The sequence below is a fragment of the Rhodoferax sp. LS1R11 genome (assembly GCF_056521395.1).
The window spans coordinates 1-22,066 of sequence record NZ_JBWMAW010000006.1; the positions used below are offsets into that span (position 1 = coordinate 1).

The following is a 22,066-nucleotide window of genomic DNA, read 5'->3' on the forward strand; positions in this document are numbered from 1 at the left end:
GGGCTTGCGGTACTGCTCGTATCCTGAGCCTTGATCGGCGGCCATCGCCAAGGTTTGTTGTTTCATTGACATGTAACGTTTCACCCTCGGGTGGCGTGGACCTTAATCAGCATTGCCCTAAGGCGTCCTCTCAATTGACACGGGTCGAATGAACTTGCCCCGGTTGGACCGCTTAGCCGTTCCATTATGCGGCCTTCAATAGCTGTGCCGCGTGCCAGCTTTTCTCATACTGCATCGGGCTGACATAGCTCAGCGTCGAGTGCAAGCGTGCATAGTTGTAAAACGTCAACCAGTCAATTACCTCGTCCATGACTTGTCGACGTGTCTCGAACTTTCTGCCATACAGACGCCCCACCTTCAATCGTCCCCACAGACTTTCAGTCGGTGCGTTGTCCCAGCAGTTGCCTTTACGGCTCATCGAGCTTTTCATCTTGTAGCCCTTGAGCGTGTTCTGAAACTCATTTCCACAGTATTGGCTCCCCCGGTCCGAGTGGAAGATGAGACCTTCGTCAGGGCGGCGTCTGAACCACGCCATGTGGAGTGCATCCGTCACCAAGCTTTTGCATGTGGGGCTGCATGCTCCGGCCCACCACCTGACGGCTGAATAGGTCAATGACGGCGGCCAAATACACCCAGCCCTCGTCGGTAGCGATGTAGGTGATGTCACCCGTCCAGACCTGATTGGGTGCGGTCCTGGTGAAGTTGCGCTGCAGCAAGTCCGGCGCTATTGGCAATTGATGTTTGCTGTCCGTGGTGACGACAAACTTGCGTTTGCATCTGGCACGGGTACCGTGCTGCTGCATGAGGCGGCGTACCCGCCGCTCTTTGCCCACGCGGTGCCCGCATGCAACCAGTTCTTTCCACATCTTGGGCCAACCGTACTCCTGGCGGACCTCTGCATGGATGGCTCGAATATGGGTCAGCAGGGCTTCATCACTGATGCGTTGGTTCACTCCGGGCTTACTGGGTTGGTCCACATTCTTTCGCCGCCAGTGCTCGAAGTAGCCGCTGGCGCTGACCCCCAGCACCTCGCAGGCCAGCGTGATGGGCCAATTGCTTTTGCGGCTGGCAATCCAGGCGTACTTCACATCGATTCCCGAGCGAAGTACGCCGTAGCTTTTTTTAGGATATCGCGCTCCATCTTCACACGCGCCAGCTCAGCCCTCAATCGCGCCAGCTCCATTTGTTCCGGGCTCACCGGCTTGTCGCCTGCGCCCTTGAGTTGGCCTCTGCTGTTGAGCCTGACCCAGTTCTCCAAGGTCGCCTTGGGGATGCCCAGTATCTTTGCCGTCACGGACGCCACTTGACCTCCTTTGACCAGCCTGACGGCCTCCAGCTTGAATTCCAGTGTGTACTTAGCCCGTCGTTTCGTTTCGCTCATTGCGTTCTCCTTGAACTGATTTTTAACCATCAGCTAAGCAGTACGTTTTTCGGGGGCAAGGTCACAGCTATTGAAGGCCGCATAATGGAACGGCTAAGCGGTACGTCCAACAGGGGCAAGTTCAAGGATTTCAGCAATTGCCACAAGGGCGCCACGTTGATGTCGGCCCTATCGGAAAAACCACGCATAACGCTCTGCTGGATATTTATTTTGACGGCAAGCACGACATGCGTATGGTCGAACGTCTGGCATTCAAAATTTAACCTCTTGCAAAGATAGCCCGACATAAAGTAAATTTCTCAATAAAGTACCTCAATCAATCCGCAACGCGGGCAATCCCACGAAAGCGAAAATTGACAGACCATGGCAATTCATTAACTTTGGAGCCTCCTTATGCGCGCTTATCAACTTGAACGCACCGTAACGTCGTCGCATTCATTCACCATAGAGCTTCCGCCGGATGCACCCGTGGGGACAGCCAAGATCATCGTTCTTTTTCCGGACGAACCAACAGTGCCACTTACAAAGCCACAGTTCGCAAGTCTCGGCGAATTCACAAGCTGGCTAAAAATGCAGCCGCCCACGGGACGAACCAGCGAAGACATTGAGCAACACATCCGCAATGAGCGGGATAGCTGGGAATAAGCCTGATGAAGCGCGTTTACCTGGATGCCAACATCGTCATTTACTTTGTAGAGCGGCACCCCCGGTTTTTTCCTGTGCTGCTGCAATACATGTTCGATGCCAACGGTACTGAGCAAGTGACCTGCGTCACCTCTGACTTGGTTCGTCTCGAAACTCGGGTCCTACCCCTTCGGGAAGGTGACCTGAACCTGCTAAATCGTTATGACGCATTTTTTAGCACAATGCATGCGGATACCGCGCCAATGGGCCAAGAGGTATTCGACCTTGCAACCCAACTTCGAGCTGAACACCGCCTGAAGACCCCCGATGCACTCCATCTTGCCGCAGCGCTGCACAGCGGCTGCAATGAGTTTTGGACTTTTGACGACCGCCTTAATCGTGCCGCACAGCAAAGGCTGACCGTGATCAACCTTGCAGACTGGGTCCAATGACACCTCTGCCAAGTTTCCTCACCACTGCGTTCTACAAATTCGTCGAACTGCCCGACTTCGCCGAACTCAAAGCACCTCTGCTCGCCTGCTGTGAAGCCAACGATGTCAAAGGCATCATCCTGCTGGCGACCGAGGGCATCAACAGCACGATTGCCGGGCCGGCGGCGGGCGTGCAGGCGGTGCTGGCGTATCTCCGGCGTGACCCGCGCCTGTGGGACCTGCAACACAAGGAAGCTTGGTCAAGCAAGTCACCGTTCTACCGGATGAAGGTGCGGCTCAAGCGCGAAATCGTCACCATGGGCGTACCCGGTATCAGCCCGACCCGCATGGCGGGCACCTATGTCAAGCCGGAAGACTGGAACGCGCTGATCAGCGACCCCGAGGTGGTGGTGGTGGATACGCGTAACGACTACGAGGTCGGCATTGGCACCTTTGTGGGGGCGCTGAACCCGGACATCAAGAGTTTTGCCAAGCTGCCTGACTGGGTTCGCGAAGCGCCGGCCTTGAACCCGGCCACCGGCAAGAAGCCCAAAGTAGCGATGTTTTGCACCGGCGGCATCCGCTGCGAAAAGTCTACGGCCCTGCTGCGCGCGCAAGGTTTTGACGAGGTCTACCACCTGGAAGGCGGCATCCTGAAATACCTGGAAACGGTGCCCGAAGCGCAGAGCCTGTGGCAGGGGCAATGTTTTGTGTTTGACGAACGGGTCTCAGTTGGGCATGCTCTTGTGCCTGGGCAGCACGGCCTGTGCCGGGCCTGTCGGCAACCGCTGGATGACGCGGACCTGGCGTCACCCCTGTTTGAGGCCGGTGTGAGCTGCCCCAAATGCCACGCCATCACCCGCGAAACGCAAAAAAACAGCGCCCGCGAACGCCAGCGCCAGTGGGAACTGGCCAAGGCACGCGGCGACGAGGCTCCCATTGGCGTGCGGCTGCGGCGGCCTGCCGCATGACGTCAGCGCCCTACCCCGTTCTTTACTCCTTTCGCCGCTGCCCCTACGCCATGCGGGCGCGGCTGGCACTGGCGGCCACTGGTCAGGTCTGCGAGTTGCGCGAGGTGGTGCTGGCGCATAAACCGGCGGCCTTGCTGGAAGCATCGAGCAAAGGCACGGTACCGGTGCTGATTGAAATCGATGGACAGGTCATCGACCAAAGCCTGGACATCATGCTGTGGGCCTTGCGCCGCAATGACCCGCTGCACTGGCTGCCTGCGAAGGGTGATGCTTTGACGGAAGCCATGCAGTTGGTGGCGCGATGCGATGGTGAATTCAAGTTTCATCTGGACCGCTACAAATACCCGAACCGGCATGATGTGGCCGACGCAGCTGGGCATCGAACCCAAGGCGCTGTGTATTTGGACGATCTCAACAGGAGGCTGACCGCGCATCGTCATCTGCTGGGCGAGCTGGAGAGTCTGGCCGACGTGGCGATCGCTCCCTTTGTGCGCCAGTTTGCGAACACCGACCCGACCTGGTTTGCCAGCCAGCCCTGGCCTGCGCTGCAGTCCTGGCTGGCCGTATTTGAGAACTCGCCCCTCTTTCAGCAAGTGATGACGAAATATCCGCCATGGGAGCCGGGCCAGCCGCCGGTGCGCTTCCCCACTTTATAAAACGCTATTATTTAAATAGCTACTCACGCATATTTTACGGGGGCTACAGGCCAATTAGGCATAATTTTTGGCCAGCAAGCGTTCGCGCGCCTGGGCGTACTCGCGCTTGAGCTGGGCCACGAAATCGGCGGCGCTTTGAATCTTGGTGACCGCACCAATACCTTGACCACAGCCCCAAATGTCTTTCCAGGCCTTGGACTTGTCGCCCCCAAAGTTCATCTTGCTGGGGTCGCTTTCGGGCAGGTGATCAGGGTCCATGCCAGCGTTGCGGATGCTGGGCGCCAGGTAGTTGCCGTGCACACCGGTGAAGAGATTGCTGTAGACGATGTCGTCCGAGTTGCTGTCCACAATGGCCTGCTTGTAAGCCTCTGCCGCGCGCGCCTCATGGGTGGCGATGAAGGCCGAGCCGATGTACGCAAAATCAGCGCCCATGGCTTGCGCCGCCAGCACGGCATCCCCCGTGGAGATGGCGCCACTCAACACCAACGGGCCGTCAAACCACTGGCGAATCTCCTGAATCAGCGCAAACGGGCTCTTCACACCCGCATGACCGCCTGCACCGGCCGCCACCGCAATCAGGCCATCAGCGCCCTTCTCAATCGCCTTGTGGGCGTGCTTGTTGTTGATGACGTCATGCAGCACCACGCCACCGTAGGAATGGGCTGCGGCGTTGATGTCCTCACGCGCGCCCAGGCTGGTGATGATGATCGGCACCTTGTACTTCACGCACAAAGCCATGTCGTGCTCCAGGCGCTCATTGCTCTTGTGCACGATCTGGTTGATGGCAAAAGGCGCCGCCGGTTTGTCAGGGTGGGCCTGGTTGTATGCCGCGAGCGCCTCGGTGATTTCAATCAGCCACTCCTCCAGCAGTTCGGCCGGACGTGCGTTGAGCGCAGGCATGGCGCCCACCACGCCAGCGATGCACTGGGCAATCACCAGCTTGGGGTTGCTGATGATGAACAGCGGCGAACCGATCACCGGGAAAGGCAAGGCGTTCAAGGGCGCGGGAAGCTTGGACATACAGTCTCCGGAATATTTGACAATTTATAAGAAAAAGGCCTATAGCCCCCGCTAACCGTGCGGAAGTAGCTATCAACTTAATAGCATCCTAAACGCATCAGAACGCCTCAAGTGCCAGCGCCGTCACGCTGGCGTAGCCCTCAACGATGGCGTCACGCATGCCGGGCGCCTTGGTCAGCAGGTGGTCTGCATAGAAACGCGCCGTCGTCACCTTCGCGTTCATGAACGGCACATCCACACCTTGGGCAATTTGCGTCTGCGCCACGAGCAGCGCGCGGCCGAGCTGCCAACCGGCCATCAGGTTACCGGCCAGCATGAGGTAAGGCACGCTGCCTGAAAACACCGCGTTGGGCTGGGTTTTGGTCTGGCTGGCGACAAAGGTCACCACGTCGAGAAAGGCTTCGCGGGCCGACTTCAGGCGCGCAGCCACGGCCACCGCATCAGCACTGGCGCTCTGGAGCAACAAAGCTTCGGTCGCTTCAATCTGGGCGGCAATGGCTTTGGCTGTCTGGCCGCCGTCACGCGCAGTCTTGCGGCCCACGAGGTCATTGGCCTGGATGGCAGTGGTGCCCTCATAGATCGTCAGAATCTTGGCGTCGCGGTAGTACTGCGCGGCCCCCGTTTCTTCAATAAAACCCATGCCGCCGTGCACCTGTACACCCAGGGAGGTGACTTCCAGGCTCATCTCGGTGCTATAGCCCTTGATGAGCGGCACCATGAACTCATAAAACGCCTGGTTTTGTTGGCGCACGTCGGCATCTGCATGGTGATGGGCGGCGTCATAAGCGGCCGCTGATACGGTGGCCATGGCGCGGCAGCCTTCGACGTAGGCGCGCATGGTCATGAGCATGCGTTTGACGTCCGGGTGGTGAATGATCGGGCCGCTGGCGGGGAGTGAGCCGTCCACCGGGCGGCTTTGCACGCGGTCCTTGGCAAAACTAACGGCTTTTTGGTAAGCACTTTGCGCGATGGCAATGCCCTGCACCCCCACACCAAAGCGTGCGGCGTTCATCATGATGAACATGTACTCCAGGCCACGGTTTTCCTGGCCCACCAGGTAACCGATTGCGCCGCCGTGGTCGCCATACTGCAACACAGCCGTCGGGCTCGCCTTGATGCCCATCTTGTGCTCAATGCTGACGCAATGCACGTCATTGCGCGCGCCCAGCGAACCATCCTTGTTCACCATGAACTTGGGCACCACGAACAGGCTGATGCCCTTCACGCCTTCAGGCGCGCCGGTCACACGGGCCAGCACCAGATGGACGATGTTCTCGGCCATGTCATGCTCACCCCAGGTGATGAAAATCTTGGTGCCAAACACCTTGTAGCTGCCATCCGCCTGCGGTTCGGCGCGGCTGCGCACAGCAGCCAGGTCGCTGCCTGCCTGGGGCTCGGTCAGGTTCATGGTGCCGGTCCATTTACCACTCACCAGGTTTTCCAGGTAGGTCGCCTTGAGCTCATCGGAGCCTGCGGTCAGCAGCGCTTCAATGGCACCGTCCGTCAGCAAAGGGCACAGCGCAAAACTCATGTTGGCGGAGTTTTGCATCTCGCCCACGGAGGCACCAATGGTCTTGGGCAAGCCCTGTCCACCAAAGTCAACCGGGTGCTGCAGGCCCTGCCATCCGGCCTGTGCAAATTGTTTGAAGGCTTCCTTGAAACCAGGGGTTGCGGTGACAACGCCGTCTTTCCAGCTGGACGGGTTTTTGTCGCCCTCCCAGTTCAGGGGGCTTACCACGCCCTCATTGAACTTGGCGGCCTCTTCCAGGACCGCCTGGGCCGTGTCAAATCCAGCATCTTCAAAGCCGGGAATCAGGGCAACCTGCTCAATATCAGCCAGGTGCTGAATATTGAAAAGCATGTCTTTGAGGGGGGCAACGTAGCTCATGAATGAGACTCCAAAAGGAATAATAAAAAAGTGTGCGCAACCCTCATCAAAGAGCGATTGCCAAAAAAAAGGGCATCGCTTGCACGATGCCCTTTTTGTCGTTTGTCTTACAACGCAGCAACCAGTTCAGGCACCGCGACAAACAGGTCCGCCTCCAGGCCGTAGTCGGCCACGGAGAAGATAGGGGCCTCAGGGTCCTTGTTGATCGCCACGATCACCTTGGAGTCCTTCATGCCGGCCAAGTGCTGAATGGCACCGCTGATGCCGCACGCCACATACAACTGGGGCGCCACAATCTTGCCCGTCTGGCCCACTTGCCAGTCGTTGGGGGCGTAACCTGCGTCCACCGCGGCGCGCGATGCGCCCATGGCCGCACCCAGCTTGTCAGCCAGCGGGGTCATGATTTCCATGAACTTCTCGCTGGAACCCAATGCACGGCCACCCGAGACGATGACTTTGGCAGCCGTCAGCTCGGGGCGGTCGTTCTTGGCGATTTCGCTGCCCATGAAGGTGGTCTTGTCACTGGCCGCCACCGCGCTCAGGGTCTCGATGGCCGCAGCGCCCCCGGTGGCTGCTGCCGGGTCGAACCCGGTGGTGCGAACGGTGAGCACCTTGATGGCGTCCAGGCTTTGCACGATGGCGATGGCGTTGCCGGCGTAGATGGGGCGCTCAAAGGTGTCCGCACTGTCAACCTGGGTGATGTCGGAGACCTGGGCAACGTCCAGCTTGGCCGCCACGCGAGGCGCGATGTTTTTGCCCGAGGCCGTGGCCGCAAACAGGATGTGGCTGTAGTTGGCGGCAATGGCCAGCACCTGGGCGGCCATGTTTTCAGCCAAACCGTGGGCCAGGCCAGCATCATCAGCATGCAGCACTTTGGCCACACCGGCGATCTGGGCGGCCGCCGCAGCAGCAGCAGCAGCACCGGCGTTGGCGCCAGCCACCAGCACGTGCACGTCACCCCCGCACTGGAGGGCGGCGCTCACCACATTGAGCGTGGCCGGGCGAATGGTGGCGTTGTCGTGTTCAGCAATAACGAGTGAGGTCATTTTCAATTCCTGTTCAGATTACTTTGGCTTCGTTCCTGAGCTTGTCCACCAGGGTGGCGACGTCGGGCACCTTGATGCCAGCCTTGCGTTGTGCAGGCTCGCTGACCTTGAGGGTCTTGAGGCGCGGGGTCACGTCCACGCCCAGGTCGGCCGGGGTGACGATGTCCATCTGCTTTTTCTTGGCCTTCATGATGTTGGGCAGCGTCACATAACGCGGCTCGTTCAGGCGCAAATCGGTGGTGATGACCGCAGGCAGGGAGAGGGAGACGGTTTCCAGTCCACCGTCGACTTCGCGTTTGACCACCACTTTGCCGTCGACCACGTCGACTTTGCTGGCGAAGGTGGCTTGTGGCAGGTCAGCCAGGGCAGCGAGCATCTGGCCGGTCTGGTTGCAGTCGTCATCAATGGCTTGTTTGCCCAGAATGATGAGGCCGGGTTGTTCCTTGTCGACCAGGGCTTTGAGGAGTTTGGCCACGGCCAGGGGTTGCAGTTCTTCGTCGGTCTGGACCAGGATGGCGCGGTCGGCACCAATGGCCATGGCGGTGCGCAGGGTTTCCTGGCATTGGGTGACACCACAGGAGACGGCGATGATCTCGGTGACGGCGCCTTTTTCTTTCAGGCGCACGGCCTCTTCAATGGCGATCTCGTCAAAGGGGTTCATGCTCATTTTGACGTTGGCGATGTCTACACCCGTGTTGTCCGATTTGACGCGGACCTTGACGTTGTAGTCCACCACGCGCTTGACTGCGACCAGGACTTTCATTGCTTGAACTCCAGATAGTTATAAATTCGGAAATTGACTTGACGTTGAGGTCAACTTGATTGACGTGTACGTCAACTCTCGGATTCTATGCCGTACTACTTGTCAGCCTGGTCGTCTGCACGACATTCGACAAACAAAAAGCAAAATAGTACGACCGTGCTTTTTATAAATTATAGCGGCACAGGCGGTTTGTTTTCGATGACTTGCGTGTGAACCACGCGCTGTGGGTAGGGAATCTCGATGTTGTTGGCCCGCAGGGAACGCAGGATGTCCAGGTTGATCAGGGACTTGAGGTTGTCGCTCCCGTTCTCGGGGTCGGCAATCCAGTAACCGACTTTGAACTCCAGCCCATCGGCCCCGAAGTTGGCCAGCGCAACGGTCGGCGCGGGGTCACGCAACACCCGCTCATGGTTGAGCGCCGCCTGCTGCAACAGGCTCATCACCAAATCCACATCGCTGTCATAGGCGACGGAGACCAAGGCGGACAGCGCCACGCGTGAATCAGCCAGCGACAGGTTTTCGACCCGGCTGATGATCAGCATCTCGTTGGGCACGATCGATTCGCGGCCCGTCAGGGAGCGGATAACGGTGTAACGGGCATTGATCTGGGTGATGACGCCTTCAAAATTGTCCACCCGCACGTTGTCACCAATGCGCATGCTGCGTTCAGCCAGGATCACAAAACCGCTCACATAGTTGGCCGCCAGCTTTTGCAGGCCAAAACCAACACCCACACCGATAGCGCCGCCCAGCACCGAAAGCGCCGACAGGTTGATGCCCACCACGGACATGGCGACGATCAGGCCCAAAAACATCAGGAGCGCCCGCGTGGCGTTGCTCACGGCCTTGCGCAAAGACAATTCCCCGCCGGTGGCCGATCGCAGCAGGCGCGATTCGATGGAGGAGGAAATCCAGAGCGTGAAAATCAGCACGGCACCGGCCGTCAGGCCACCTTCGAGCATGGTCCGCACCGACAGGTTGGCGCCGCCCACTTTCCAGGTAATCTGGTCCAGCTCCTCCAAAATAACCGGGAGCAAGCCGCTGACCCACAGCACCATGGCCAGCCAGGCGACCCAGGAGATGGTGCGCTCCAGCAGGCGCACCACCGGCGACGTCCGAAACGCCGCCTGCAGCGTCTTGACACCCACCCGGATGACCAGCAGGGACATCAGGACCGGAATGGCGATCTTGAAAACGGCCAGCGGCGCTTGTGCCTCCATCAGTGCCCGCGCCGCATAGGCCAGACACAGCAGGAGCAGCGGAAACAGCACGCCGTCGATCACACGACGACCAAACATGATGGAGGCCCGGTCCTGCAGGGGGTCCAGCCCCCGGCGGACCACCGCGGCAATCGCCCAGGCTGCAATGGCGCACACGACCAGCGCGCCCAACTCCATCAAGGCGGTGGGTTTGGTCAGTGCGGCAATCCAGGTGTCGAGGTCGGTTATGCGGGAATCAGACATCGGCCAGCACCCGGATATGCGCTTCAACACTGCGACCCAGCGCACTCAAGGCATAACCGCCCTCCAGACAGGACACAATGCGACCCTTTGAAAATCGGCGGGCCACGTCCATCAGGCGGCTGGTGATCCAGGCGTAATCGGCCTCCACCAGCCCCATTTGCCCCATGTCGTCTTCGCGGTGGGCATCAAAGCCCGCGCTGATGAAGATCATCTCGGGCTTGAAAGCCTCCAGACGGGGCATCCACAGGGTGTCAATCAACTCGCGCACCTCCATGCCTTTGGTGTAGGCAGGCACCGGCAGGTTGACCAGGTTGCTGGCATTGGAGTGAACGTAGTCCAGCGGATAAAACGGGTGCTGGTAGAAGCTGGCCATCAGGATGCGGTCATCTCCGGCCACGATGTTCTCGGTGCCGTTGCCGTGGTGCACGTCAAAGTCCACAATCGCCACGCGTTTGAGGCCATGGCGCTCCAGCGCGTACTTGGCCGCGATGGCCACGTTGTTGAAAAAGCAGAAGCCGCCTGCCTTGTCATGGCTGGCGTGGTGGCCTGGTGGCCGCACGGCACAAAACGCATTGGCCAGTTCACCGGCAATCACCGCATCGGTGGCGGCCAGCGCGGCCCCTGCGGCGCGCAAAGACGCATCCCACGTGTAGATATTGATGGAGGTATCAGGATCGACCTGTGCATGGGTCGGGCCACCGGCTGCTATTTCTTCCTTCAACCCGTCACTCAGGCCCCGAATGGACGCCACATGCATGCGGCCGTGGGCCAGTTCCAGGTCGGTAATCGGCGCACTGGGGGCTTCGCGGCGATCCAGCGCCACGTCCAAGCCGGAGATCAGCAAACGGTCTTCGATGGCATCCAGCCGCTCGGGGCATTCGGGGTGCCCGGCGCCCATTTCATGCTTCCAGCAATCGCGGTGAGTAAAGTATCCGGTCATAGTCATGCAGCGAAATCTCCTCTGAATTATTTTGGTAAGGTCATGCCATGGATGCACAACAAAAACTCAAATCGCTTGTAAATCAGCTTAACACGGTGATTCTAGGAAAACCTGATCAAAATCAAGACTGTGTGACATGTTTGCTGGCCGGTGGCCACCTCCTGATTGAAGATGTGCCCGGGGTCGGCAAGACCACGCTGGCCCATGCTTTGGCCCGCACCTTTGGCCTGCAATTCTCACGCGTGCAGTTCACGGCCGACCTGATGCCCAGCGACCTGTCGGGCGTGGCCATTTATGAGCGGGCCAAAGAGAGCTTTGTGTTCCACCCCGGGCCTTTGTTTGCGCAGGTGTTGCTGGCCGACGAGATCAACCGCGCGAGCCCCAAAACCCAAAGCGCGTTGCTCGAAGCCATGGAAGAAAAGCAGGTCACCGTCGACGGCGAAACCCGCGCCCTGCCCTCGCCCTTTTTCGTCATTGCCACCCAAAACCCGCACGACCAACTGGGCACCTACGCGCTGCCGGAGTCGCAGCTGGACCGCTTTTTGATGCGCATCTCTTTGGGCTACCCCGACCGCGCGGCCGAGCGCGACCTGCTGGCGGGCCATGACCGGCGCGACCTGGTCGACGCCCTGCCTGCCCTGCTGGACGCGGCTGAACTGCACACCCTGCAGCAAAAAGTGCTGGCCGTGCACGCCGCGGGCCCCTTGCTGGACTATGTGCAGGACCTGATTGCCGCCACCCGTTCCGGCCAGTGGTTTTTGCAGGGCCTGAGCCCGCGCGCCGGCATTGCCGTGGTGCGCGCCGCCAAAGCCCGCGCCTTGCTGAACGAGCGCGACTACGTGGCGCCCGACGACGTGCAGGCCATCCTGCCGCAAACCGTGGCGCACCGGCTGGTCCCGGTCAGTGACGCGGGCCGCGGCGCCGTCGAGCAGGTGCGCGCCATGATTGACGCCGTGCCCCTGCCGTGAATCCGCTCCGCTGGGCCAGGGCCAGATTCCGCAGGTGGTTTGAGTCCCGGCTGCCCCTCAAGGACAGCATCACGCTCACGCAGCGCAACGTGTACATCCTGCCGACCCGGGCGGGCTTGATGCTGGGGGCCACGCTGCTGCTGTTGCTGGTGGCGTCCATCAACTACCAGCTCAACCTGGGTTACCTGCTGACTTTTTTGCTGGCAGGCAGTGCAGTGGTGGGCATGCATGTGTGTCATGGCACGCTGCGTGGACTCACTATGCATTTGATAGCACCTCCCGCACAGTTTGCGGGGGCTAGCGCCTCAATTGGTATAAATATTCAAAGCCAGCGCAAAAGTATTCGCCACGGCATTGGCGTGGCGGTGCTGAGCTCGGGCCACTGGGTCTGGACGGACGTGCCCGCGCAGGGCGGCGCCACGGTGCAGGTGGCCGTCAAGCTGGAGCGGCGCGGCCTGCAGCGGGTGCCCTCGCTCACGGCCGAGACACGCTTCCCGCTGGGCACTTTTCGGGTGTGGACGGTCTGGCGTCCGGCGGCTGAAGTGCTGGTCTACCCCACCCCCGAGCCTTTTCCACCGCCCTTGCCACCTGGTGAGCCGCGGGCCAGGGGCGCCGCCAGCGCGCACCAGCCCTCCACCGGCGAGTACGACGGCGTGCGGGCCTACCGCCGGGGCGACCCCCAAAAACTCATCGTCTGGAAAAAAGCCGCCAAGGCTGACGAACTGGTGAGCCGGGACGCCCAGCAGGTGCAGCGCTTCGAGCTGTGGCTGGACCTGCGCCACACCGGCACGGCCCACCCCGAGCAACAACTGTCCCGCCTGTGCGCCTGGGTGCTGCAGGCCGAAAAGCAAGGCATGGACTACGGCCTGCGCCTGAACCCATCAGAGATCAAACCCGGCCGGGGCGAAGCCCACAAAAAGCGTTGCCTTGAAGCGCTGGCCCTGCACTGATGCCGACGCCACAGACATGCTGAAACGCCTGCAAAACCACCTCGCCCGGCTGCCACGTGACAGCCGCGACACGTTATTCATGCTGCTGGTCATCGCCTGGGTCATCGTGCCCCAGGTGGACCACCTGCCCCTGTGGTGCAGCGGGCTTGCCACAAGCGTTCTGCTGTGGCGCGGCTGGCTGGCCCTTACGCAGCAGCCGCTGCCCGGGCGCTGGTGGCTGCTGGGCCTGCTGGCACTGACCGTGGGTGCCACCCTGCTCACCTTCAAAACCCTGCTGGGGCGCGATGCGGGCGTGACGCTGATCGTGGTGCTGCTGACGCTCAAGACGCTGGAGCTGCGGGCCAGGCGCGACGCCTTTGTGGTGTTCTTCCTCAGCTTCTTCACCATGCTGACCAACTTTTTCTTTTCCCAGTCGCTACTCACCGCGGCGGCCATGCTGGTGGCGCTGCTGGGTTTGCTGACCGCGCTGGTCAACGCGCACATGCCGGTGGGCAAACCGCCCTTGCTGCAAGCGGCCAAAACAGCAGGCAACATGGCGCTGCTGGGCGCGCCCATCATGGCAGTGCTGTTTGTGTTGTTCCCCCGGGTCGCACCACTGTGGGGCGTGCCCAGCGACGCGATGAGCGGGCGCAGCGGCCTGTCCGCCAACATGCGGGTCGGTACCATCGCCACCCTGGCGCTGGACGACAGCATTGCCATGCGCATCCGCTTTGAGGGTGCCCCGCCCGCGCAGTCGGACCTGTACTTTCGCGGCCCGGTGCTCTCCACCTTTGACGGGCGTGAGTGGCAGCCCTTGCGCTCAGGCTTCCCCACCCGCATGCAGCCACCGGCCAATATTCAGGTGCGGGGCGAGCCCGTGCGCTACCAGGTCACGCTGGAGGCCAACAACCACCCCTGGCTGCTGGTGCTGGATGCCACACCCGCCAAGCCTTTATTAAACGGCTTTGAGGCCACCATGACGCCCGAGTTGCAATGGGTCACCGACCGTCCGATGTCCGACCTGGTGCGCTACACCGTCCAGAGCTACCCTGATTTCCGTCACGGTCCAACCGCGCCCATGGCCAGCCTGCAGGACTATGTGAACCTGCCCGCAGGCTTCAACCCTCGCACCCTGCAACTCGCGGCCGACCTGCGGCGTGACCCGCGCTACGCCAGCGCTGGCGGTGCGCAGCTGGTCGAAGCGGTGATGGAGCGCCTGCGCACTGGTGGCTACAGCTACACGCTGGAGCCCGGGGTGTATGGCGTCCACACCGCCGACGAGTTCTGGTTTGACCGCAAGGAGGGGTTTTGCGAACACATTGCGTCGAGCTTTGTCATCCTGATGCGGGCGCTGGACGTACCGGCGCGCCTGGTCACGGGCTACCAGGGCGGTGACCGCAATGCCGTGGACGGTCTCTGGACCGTGCGCCAAAGCGACGCCCACGCCTGGGCCGAAGTCTGGCTGGCAGGCCAGGGCTGGGTGCGGGTGGACCCCACTTCGGCGGTGGCACCGGGCCGTACCGGCGCCCCTCAGCGCCTGCAGGCACCACGCGGCGTGCTGGCCACTGCGCTGGGCACCGTCAGCCCCGAATTTGCGCTGAACCTGCGCGCCCTGTGGGACGCCATGAACAACAGCTGGAATCAGCGCATCCTGAACTACACCCAGGGCAAGCAGCTCAACCTGCTCAAAAGCCTGGGTTTTGAGTCCCCCAGCTGGGAAGACCTGGGCTTTGTCTTGATCGGCATCATCGTGCTGGCGAGTCTCGTGGGCGCCGCGTGGACCCTGTGGGAACGCAGCCGCCACGACCCGTGGCTACAGTTGCTGCAAGCCGCCGAAAAGCGCCTGCAAAAAGCGGGTGTGAAGTTACCGCCCAACAGCCCGCCACGCACCATGGCGCAACAGTTGCGCCAACAACGCGGCCCCGACAACCCGCCCGCTCAAGCGCTGCATGACTGGCTGCTGCGTCTGGAGGCGCAGCGTTATGCGCCAACAGGCACACCAACCCAGCGCCTCGGTACACTGCAACGCGAATTCAAACAACTGGCTCAACTCACGTGACGTTCAAACTCATTTCAATTGCTACTGTTTTGATAGCTGCATGCGCACTGTCAACGGCGGCTGCAGCCCAAAAAGGCTTAAAAAAGAAAGCGCTCCTCCTGGCACCGTCCAGGCAGCCTGCGCTGGCGGGGCCCCTCTATGCGCAGCGTGAAGACGCCATGCGCGCCGCAGACGACATCGCCCAGCGGCGCGACCTGAACCCGGAGTGGGTGCGCCAGGCCATCGGCCAGGCGCGTTACCTGCCGCAAGTCGCCAAGTACATTCAACCGCCGCCCGTGGGCACGCCCAAAAACTGGCGCGTTTACCGCAGCCGCTTTATTGACCCGGTGCGTATCAGCGCCGGGGTGAAGTTCTGGCAGGCCAACCAGGAAACGCTGGCGCGGGCGGAAGCTGAAACCGGCGTCCCCGCCGAAATCATCGTCGGCATCATTGGCGTGGAAACCATCTTCGGCCAGCAAATGGGCAACTTTCGCATCATCGACGCGCTGGCCACACTGGCCTTTGACTTTCCGGCCAGCCATCCGCGCGCCAGGGAGCGCAGCGAGTTTTTCAAGGCGGAGCTGGAACAGTTTTTGAGTTTGACCAATCGCAGCAACGTGGACCCGCTGGCCTGGCGTGGCAGCTACGCAGGCGCCATGGGCATGCCGCAGTTCATGCCCTCCAGCTGGGTGAAATACGCGGTCGACTTTGACGGCGACGGCAAGGTCGACCTGTTCAACAGCCCGGCCGATGTGATTGGCTCGGTGGCTAATTACTTCAAGGCGTTCAACTGGCAACCCGGCATGCCCACGCATTACCCGGTGCGTTTTGATGCCAGCAAGCTCGACAAAGACGCCTTGTTGCTGCCCGACATCCTGCCCACGTTCAGCGTGGCCAGCTTCACCGCCAAGGGCGCCGTGCTGGAAGGCGTGGCACTGCAACACACCGGGCCTCTGGCCCTAGTGGAATTGCAAAACGGCGATGCAACGCCCAGTTATGTGGCGGGCACCGAAAACTTTTACGCCATCACGCGCTACAACTGGAGCAGCTACTACGCCCTGTCGGTGATTGAACTCGGGCAGGAAGTCAGCCGGGCCATGAAGCAATAAGCCCTAGCCATTGATTTCTCTCCTGTGGCGGTTAAAGCTGCGAACGACGTGTGTTGCTTGCGCCCAAGTGGGCCGAAAGCCAATAGGCAAACACATCAGCCGACATGGGACGTCCAAAATAGTAGCCCTGAAGTTCATCACAACCCAGTAGCTGAAGCTGCTCTGCCTGCTGAATTGTCTCCACCCCCTCCGCAACCACGTGCAGACCCAGGGTATGGCCCAGCACAATGATGGTGTGAATGATGGCCAAATCGGTCGGGTCCGTCAGCATGTCTCGCACAAAGGACTGATCGATCTTGAGTTTGTCGATGGGAAACCTCTTCAAATAAGCCAGGCTGGAATAGCCCGTGCCGAAGTCGTCGATGGACAGACTCAGCCCCAGGCTTTTCAGCGCACCCAGTTTCTCTTCCGCCGCACTGGCATCACCCATCAGATGAGACTCGGTGATCTCCAATTCAAGACAGGCCGGGTCGCAACCCTGTTCATCAATGCACTGACGCAGGTACGTGACCAGTTCAGGCTCGGCCAACTGCGCAGCGGACAGGTTGATGGAAATGGCGATGTCGCCCAAGCCTGCGGCACGCCAGCGTACCCATTGCGCACAAGCCTCTTGCACAACCCAATTGCCAATCTGATGGATCAACCCGGTTTCTTCGGCAATGGGAATAAAGCGCGCAGGTGACACGGGGCCAAGCTCCGGGCTATGCCAGCGCAGCAAGGCCTCAACGCCCATCACGGTCAATAAATCAGACTTGAGGCGCGGCTGGTAATGCAGGCTCATCTCTCCACGCTCCAGCGCCTGCCGCAAATGGTGTTCCAGAATTTGTTTTTCCTTGATCGCATGGTCAATCGCTGGTTCGAACATGCGCGCCGTGTCACGCCCTGCTGACTTGGCCTCGTACATGGCCGCGTCTGCACGTCGCATGAGCTCATCAAGGTCGAGGCCATCTTCCGGATACATCGCAATTCCGACGCTACAAGACACCTGCAGCTCGTGTCCCTCCACGTGATGCGGCTGACGGATCAGCGGAATCAGACGCTGGTCCACAATGTGACGCGCCTCCACGCTATTGAGCACGGTGCTCAAAATCACCACAAACTCATCGCCACCAAGCCGGCTGACGGTATCGCCGGCCCGGACAGCCAGCATCAAACGTTCTGCAACCGAACGCAGCAGACCGTCCCCCACATGGTGGCCCAAGGTGTCGTTGATACTTTTGAACCGGTCAAGATCAATGAAGAGCACCGCCACGCATTGCCCGCTCAATTGAGCGGCGTCGAGCGCCGTGCGAAGATGGTCCAGACACAGTGACCGGTTGGGCAACTCGGTCAGTACGTCGTGGTGCGCCAGAAACTGGACCCGCGCCTCGGTGCGCTTGCGGTCGGTGATGTCGATGGACAGGCCAATATAGTGCGACACCGCGCCCTGTTTGGCCGACTCCCGCACAGCAGAAATCATGAGCCATGCAGGGTAAGTTTCTCCAGAACGTTTGCGAAAACGCACCTCGCCCTGCCACGCGTCACTGGCTTCCATGGCCCGGTTGATCTGACTGCTGAGAGATTCGCCCTGGTCTGCTTGTTCGGCATCCAGCATCATGCCCAGCTTCTCACCGATGACCTCGTAATAGTCATACGAGGTGCTGCGGCAAAAGGCCCGATTCACACTCAAAATCGACTGCTGGGCGTCCATGATCACGATCCCCTCGGACGATGCCTCGAAAACTTTCGCCCATAACTCCAGGCGCTGCTCCATGTGCTTTAGCACATTGATCGGCGTAAAAGTGGTCAGCACTGAATCCTGCCCCTGGAAAGTCAGGCGCCGCGCAGACAGCACCGCCCAGGATGGTTCAGCCCCGCCAAGCCACCGAACTTCAAACTCGTCAACCACGCCGCGATCGGCCAAACGCTGAAAAAATCGGGCTCGCACGCCCGGGTCCAGGCCACTGCTCCAGGGATCGGTGCTTTGTCCGCCCAGCCAGGCGCGAGCGGGTGCATTGGCATGAAGCACCCGGTGATCGGGCACGGAAGTCACCACCATCGGGATGGGCGTTGACTCGACCAACTCCTGCTGAGCCAGCGCAGCGCGCGCGTCGGCCGCCATCTCCTGTTGGATGACCCGATCACGGTCGAGTTGAAACAGCATGCCGTTGAAGGCGGTGACCAACTGACCGATTTCGTCACGGCTGCTCCAGTGGGCGCGCAGACTGTGGTCACCGGTCCGGCGAACCTCATCGGCAACCGCCGCCAGCCGTTTCAGGGGTTTTGAAATCTGGCGCGCCACGACATAAACCAAACCGAGAATCATGAGAAGCAACAGCAGTGCCGTGCCCAAGTGCAGCCACATCCTCAAAAACAGGGCATCCACGCGCTCATGCAACAAACGATTCAAAGTCTGCTCACCGGTCAGCCAGGCATGAAAAAGCAATTTGTTGGCGTCAGCGTGGATGAGTTTCATGTCATCCAAATCTTGCGCGTTCACGTCACGGTCAGCGAGTTGCTGTACCTTGACCAGCAAATCAGTCAGGCGAGTATCCAGCGCCATTTGCGTGGGTTGCAGCGACGACTTCAGAACGAGGTTGCCCGCAGCGTAAGCCTGCCTGTAATCTGCGCGTGTCGCCTGGATCGCCGCATCAAGCCGTCCGGCCATGATCAGGAGTGCGGTACTTTGTGTTTCCTTGCTGTTGATGAACGTACTTTGGGTCCGCAGGACCTGCATCGTTTCATTCAGCACGTCGGCCAACTCGGGAAACCTCATCACCGTCAACGACATGCTGTAGTAGCTGTCCAGATCAGGGTCCAAAATCAAGTTGGACTGGTTGCCAACGGCGGTCAGAAGTGTCCGCGCGCGCCGGATTAACGGCGTCAGCGATACCGGATCAACAGGCGGGATGGCAGACCCCACGCGCTCCCAGGCGGAAACAAATGCCGCACTGTCTTTCGCTGTTCCCAAGTCAGCGTCATGGGCGGCCTGCACACCCCGAAAGTGCGACATGGCCGCTTGACTCTGCGCCTGGGCTCCGTCGGCCGGAAGGATCAAACTCGTCAGCACCTCCCGGACAGCCGTGGTGTAGGCGACCCCCACAATTTCTTTGCGGGCGAAGTCGATGGCGATGAACTTCTCGTGAATGAGAATGCCGGAGATGAAGATCACGGCAGTCAAATCCAGCAGATAAATCAACGTGAGTTTGCGGCCCACGCTGAGGCCGCCCAACCACACTGAAAGCCGAGTCATCAGAAAGGTCAATTTGAGCTGTCGGGACGGCTAGGCGGCGCCCAGCAACCTCGTGACATCAGGCAATAGAGGGAACCAAAAAATCCCGGCTGATGTGGGCACCCAGATCGTTCACGCGGTCCAGGAACTGCGTCAGGTAGGCATGCAGCCCGGTGGCGAGAATTTCGTCAATGCGGCCGTACTTGAGTTCGGCACACAGCTTGCCGGCGCGGCGCTGGGTTTCACTCGACTGGTCCTCGGCCACCATGGCCAGGTTGCTCACCACCTCATTCAGGCTGGCATGCAGCGAGCGCGGCATGTCCGGGCGCAGAATCAGCAGCTCGGCCACACGCTCGGGCTTGATGACATCGCGGTAGACCTTGCGGTAGACCTCGAAGGCCGAGACGCTGCGCAAAATGGCACTCCAGTGGTAGAAGTCATACTCCTGGTCCCTCTCGTTGGCGGTGCCAAAGAAGTCGCTTTGAACGGCATGAAACTTCACATCCACCAGGCGCGCCGTGTTGTCAGCCCGCTCCAGAAAAGTGCCCAGCCGCATGAAGTACAAGGCTTCATCCATCAGCATGGTGCCGACCGTCACACCACGAGAAAGATGGGAGCGGAACTTGACCCACTCGAAAAATTGGGATGGATCAGCCTCGTATTCACCGGACTTGATCATCCGCTTGACCTCCAGCCAGGTCTGGTTCTGGGTTTCCCAGACTTCGGTGGTGAGCGTGCCGCGCACGGCCCGCGCGTTCTCGCGAGCGGCGCCCAGGCAGGACACGATGCTGGACGGATTGCTTTCGTCCTTCACCATGAAATCCATGACCCGGCGTGCATCGATGTCGCCATGGGCCTCGGTGTAGGTGGACAACAGCTCACTGATGCTCAGCAAACCCTGCCAGCCCACCTGCGCCACAGCGCTGGATTGAGGCAAAAGCGAGGTCTGGTAGTTCACATCGAGCATGCGGGCAGTGTTCTCGGCCCGCTCGGTGTAGCGGGACATCCAGAATAGGTGGTCGGCGGTGCGTGACAGCATGAAGAAACTCCTTGGCGCTCAAGACGATTGTGTTTGTGACTGGGTGGCAGCGTCGGCAGGCGACGCGGCGGTTGCCGGAGTGGGGTCTTCCTCCAGAATCCAGGTGTCTTTGGTACCACCGCCCTGTGATGAGTTCACGACGAGCGAGCCCTCTTTCAGCGCCACGCGGGTCAGACCGCCGGGAACCATCTGCACGGTCTTGCCGCTGAGCACATAGGGACGCAAGTCGATATGGCGCGGGGCAATACCGCTTTCAACAAACGTGGGGCAGCTTGACAGGCTCAGCGTGGGCTGCGAAATATAACCATTCGGATTGGCCAGCACGGCCTTGCGGAAGTCTTCAATCTCGGCCTTCGTGGCGGCCGGGCCGACCAGCATGCCGTAGCCACCCGCGCCGTGCACTTCCTTGATCACCAGGTCTTTCATGTTGGCCAGGGTGTAGGCCAGGTCGTCCTTGTTGCGGCACATGTAGGTGGGCACGTTGTTGAGGATGGGTTTTTCGCCCAGGTAAAACTCGATCATCTTGGGCACGTAGGGATAGATCGACTTGTCATCCGCCACACCGGTGCCGACTGCATTGCAGATGCTCACATGACCGGCGCGGTAAGCGTCGAGCAGGCCCGCGCAACCCAGTGTCGAGGTGGGACGGAAGACTTTGGGGTCCAGAAAATCATCATCTACCCGGCGGTAAATCACGTCCACGCGCTTGGGGCCGCGTGTGGTGCGCATGTAAACGAAGTTGTCCTTGACGAACAAGTCCTGGCCCTCGACCAGTTCAATGCCCATTTGTTGCGCCAAAAAGGCGTGTTCAAAATACGCGCTGTTGTGCATGCCGGGGGTCAGCACCACCACAGTGGGTTCGGCCGTGGTGGCCGGGCTGCTGGCGCGCAGGGTCTCCAGCAAGAGGTCCGGGTAGTGAGCGATGGGCGCCACGCGGTGGGCATTGAACAGCTCGGGAAAGAGCCGCATCATCATCTTGCGGTCTTCGAGCATGTAGCTCACGCCGCTGGGCACGCGCAGGTTGTCTTCGAGCACGTAGTACTCGCCCTCGCCCTTGGCGTTGGGGGCGCGCACGATATCGATGCCGGAGATGTGGGAGTAGATGTTGTTGGGCACATCCACGCCCATCATCTCGGGGCGGAACTGGGCGTTCTTCTCGATCTGCTCCCGCGGGACGACACCCGCCTTGATGATTTCCTGGTCGTGGTACACGTCATGGATGAAGCGGTTCAGCGCGGTGACACGCTGCACCAGACCACGCTCCATGCTGGCCCATTCATGGGCGGGGATGACGCGGGGAATCAAGTCAAAAGGGATGAGTCGTTCGGTGCCGGCGCCGTCTTCGTCTTTTTCACCGTAAACGGCAAAGGTAATGCCGACGCGGCGAAAGATCATTTCGGCCTCTTCGCGGCGCTTGGCCATCATGTCGCCGGGTTGTCGGGCCAGCCATTCGTCGTAGATTTTGTAATGATCACGAATCTGTGCGCCTTGAGTAAAAAACTCGTAGGGCAACTGGGTATACATCTCGTCGAATTTCTGCATAAACGAATTTCCTCCTGTAACGAGCTTAGCAAGCTTTGCGCCAACCT

Annotated in this window: 17 protein-coding genes and 1 pseudogene; 8 read left to right on the forward strand and 10 right to left on the reverse strand. The window is 60.3% G+C overall.

All coding sequences use genetic code 11. The features are described from left to right. Window positions 1-184 precede the first annotated feature (184 nt). Window positions 185-1,381: pseudogene (locus AC097N_RS09135) on the reverse strand (IS3 family transposase). Window positions 1,382-1,774: 393 nt separating this feature from the next. On the opposite strand from AC097N_RS09135, the gene AC097N_RS09140 reads away from it, so the two are divergent. From AC097N_RS09140 to AC097N_RS09155, 4 genes are read left to right on the forward strand one after another with little or no spacing between them, the layout of a single operon-like run. Next, the gene (locus tag AC097N_RS09140; RefSeq protein ID WP_479580643.1) at window positions 1,775-2,026 is read left to right on the forward strand and encodes a hypothetical protein; all 252 of its coding nucleotides are present in this window, start codon (window positions 1,775-1,777) and stop codon (window positions 2,024-2,026) included. Window positions 2,027-2,031: 5 nt separating this feature from the next. Continuing rightward, window positions 2,032-2,457: a type II toxin-antitoxin system VapC family toxin gene (locus AC097N_RS09145; protein WP_479580644.1), complete on the forward strand. Its 426-nt coding sequence runs from the start codon at window positions 2,032-2,034 to the stop codon at window positions 2,455-2,457. A 5-nt stretch (window positions 2,458-2,462) separates the two neighbouring features. Further along, complete coding sequence (gene trhO / locus AC097N_RS09150) at window positions 2,463-3,407, forward strand: oxygen-dependent tRNA uridine(34) hydroxylase TrhO (protein WP_479580829.1); 945 nt, start codon at window positions 2,463-2,465, stop codon at window positions 3,405-3,407. Next, entirely contained in the window at window positions 3,404-4,063 is a 660-nt protein-coding gene (locus tag AC097N_RS09155; protein ID WP_479580645.1) for a glutathione S-transferase, read from the forward strand. Before trhO ends, AC097N_RS09155 begins: the two co-directional genes overlap by 4 nt. A gap of 54 nt (window positions 4,064-4,117) precedes the next feature. Here the strand turns inward: AC097N_RS09155 and AC097N_RS09160 are convergent, their stop codons facing one another. The 6 genes from AC097N_RS09160 to AC097N_RS09185 form a co-directional block, all read right to left on the reverse strand. Continuing rightward, window positions 4,118-5,083, reverse strand: a complete 966-nt coding sequence (locus tag AC097N_RS09160; RefSeq protein WP_479580646.1) for an NAD(P)H-dependent flavin oxidoreductase — start codon at window positions 5,081-5,083, stop codon at window positions 4,118-4,120. A gap of 97 nt (window positions 5,084-5,180) precedes the next feature. Continuing rightward, entirely contained in the window at window positions 5,181-6,971 is a 1,791-nt protein-coding gene (locus AC097N_RS09165) for an acyl-CoA dehydrogenase (protein ID WP_479580647.1), read from the reverse strand. A 107-nt stretch (window positions 6,972-7,078) separates the two neighbouring features. Next, window positions 7,079-8,017 carry an electron transfer flavoprotein subunit alpha/FixB family protein gene (locus tag AC097N_RS09170; protein WP_479580648.1) on the reverse strand — a complete coding sequence of 313 codons (939 nt, stop codon included), beginning with the start codon at window positions 8,015-8,017 and terminating at the stop codon, window positions 7,079-7,081. 13 nt (window positions 8,018-8,030) lie between these two features. Next, a complete protein-coding gene (locus AC097N_RS09175) occupies window positions 8,031-8,780 on the reverse strand; it encodes an electron transfer flavoprotein subunit beta/FixA family protein (protein WP_479580649.1) in 750 nt (249 codons plus the stop codon). 170 nt (window positions 8,781-8,950) lie between these two features. Then, entirely contained in the window at window positions 8,951-10,243 is a 1,293-nt protein-coding gene (locus AC097N_RS09180; protein ID WP_479580650.1) for a mechanosensitive ion channel family protein, read from the reverse strand. Beyond that, a complete protein-coding gene (locus AC097N_RS09185) occupies window positions 10,236-11,189 on the reverse strand; it encodes a histone deacetylase family protein (protein ID WP_479580651.1) in 954 nt (317 codons plus the stop codon). The genes AC097N_RS09180 and AC097N_RS09185 overlap by 8 nt, the downstream gene beginning before the upstream one ends. Before the next feature lie 41 nt (window positions 11,190-11,230). Between AC097N_RS09185 and AC097N_RS09190 the strand changes: the two genes are divergently transcribed. From AC097N_RS09190 to mltB, 4 genes are read left to right on the forward strand one after another with little or no spacing between them, the layout of a single operon-like run. Beyond that, the gene (locus AC097N_RS09190) at window positions 11,231-12,151 is read left to right on the forward strand and encodes an AAA family ATPase (protein WP_479580652.1); all 921 of its coding nucleotides are present in this window, start codon (window positions 11,231-11,233) and stop codon (window positions 12,149-12,151) included. Continuing rightward, the gene (locus tag AC097N_RS09195; RefSeq protein ID WP_479580653.1) at window positions 12,148-13,101 is read left to right on the forward strand and encodes a DUF58 domain-containing protein; all 954 of its coding nucleotides are present in this window, start codon (window positions 12,148-12,150) and stop codon (window positions 13,099-13,101) included. Before AC097N_RS09190 ends, AC097N_RS09195 begins: the two co-directional genes overlap by 4 nt. A 16-nt stretch (window positions 13,102-13,117) precedes the next feature. Further along, a complete protein-coding gene (locus AC097N_RS09200; RefSeq protein WP_479580830.1) occupies window positions 13,118-15,139 on the forward strand; it encodes a transglutaminase TgpA family protein in 2,022 nt (673 codons plus the stop codon). Beyond that, window positions 15,136-16,227, forward strand: a complete 1,092-nt coding sequence (mltB, locus tag AC097N_RS09205; RefSeq protein ID WP_479580654.1) for a lytic murein transglycosylase B — start codon at window positions 15,136-15,138, stop codon at window positions 16,225-16,227. The genes AC097N_RS09200 and mltB overlap by 4 nt, the downstream gene beginning before the upstream one ends. 31 nt (window positions 16,228-16,258) lie before the next feature. Here mltB and AC097N_RS09210 read toward each other — a convergent pair whose 3' ends face one another. From AC097N_RS09210 to AC097N_RS09220, 3 genes are read right to left on the reverse strand one after another with little or no spacing between them, the layout of a single operon-like run. After that, on the reverse strand, window positions 16,259-19,459 hold the full coding sequence (locus AC097N_RS09210) for a bifunctional diguanylate cyclase/phosphodiesterase (RefSeq protein ID WP_479580655.1): 3,201 nt from the start codon (window positions 19,457-19,459) through the stop codon (window positions 16,259-16,261). Between the two features lie 58 nt (window positions 19,460-19,517). Further along, complete coding sequence (locus AC097N_RS09215) at window positions 19,518-20,477, reverse strand: alpha-E domain-containing protein (protein WP_479580656.1); 960 nt, start codon at window positions 20,475-20,477, stop codon at window positions 19,518-19,520. A gap of 18 nt (window positions 20,478-20,495) precedes the next feature. After that, window positions 20,496-22,019 carry a circularly permuted type 2 ATP-grasp protein gene (locus AC097N_RS09220; RefSeq protein WP_479580657.1) on the reverse strand — a complete coding sequence of 508 codons (1,524 nt, stop codon included), beginning with the start codon at window positions 22,017-22,019 and terminating at the stop codon, window positions 20,496-20,498. Window positions 22,020-22,066: the final 47 nt, after the last annotated feature.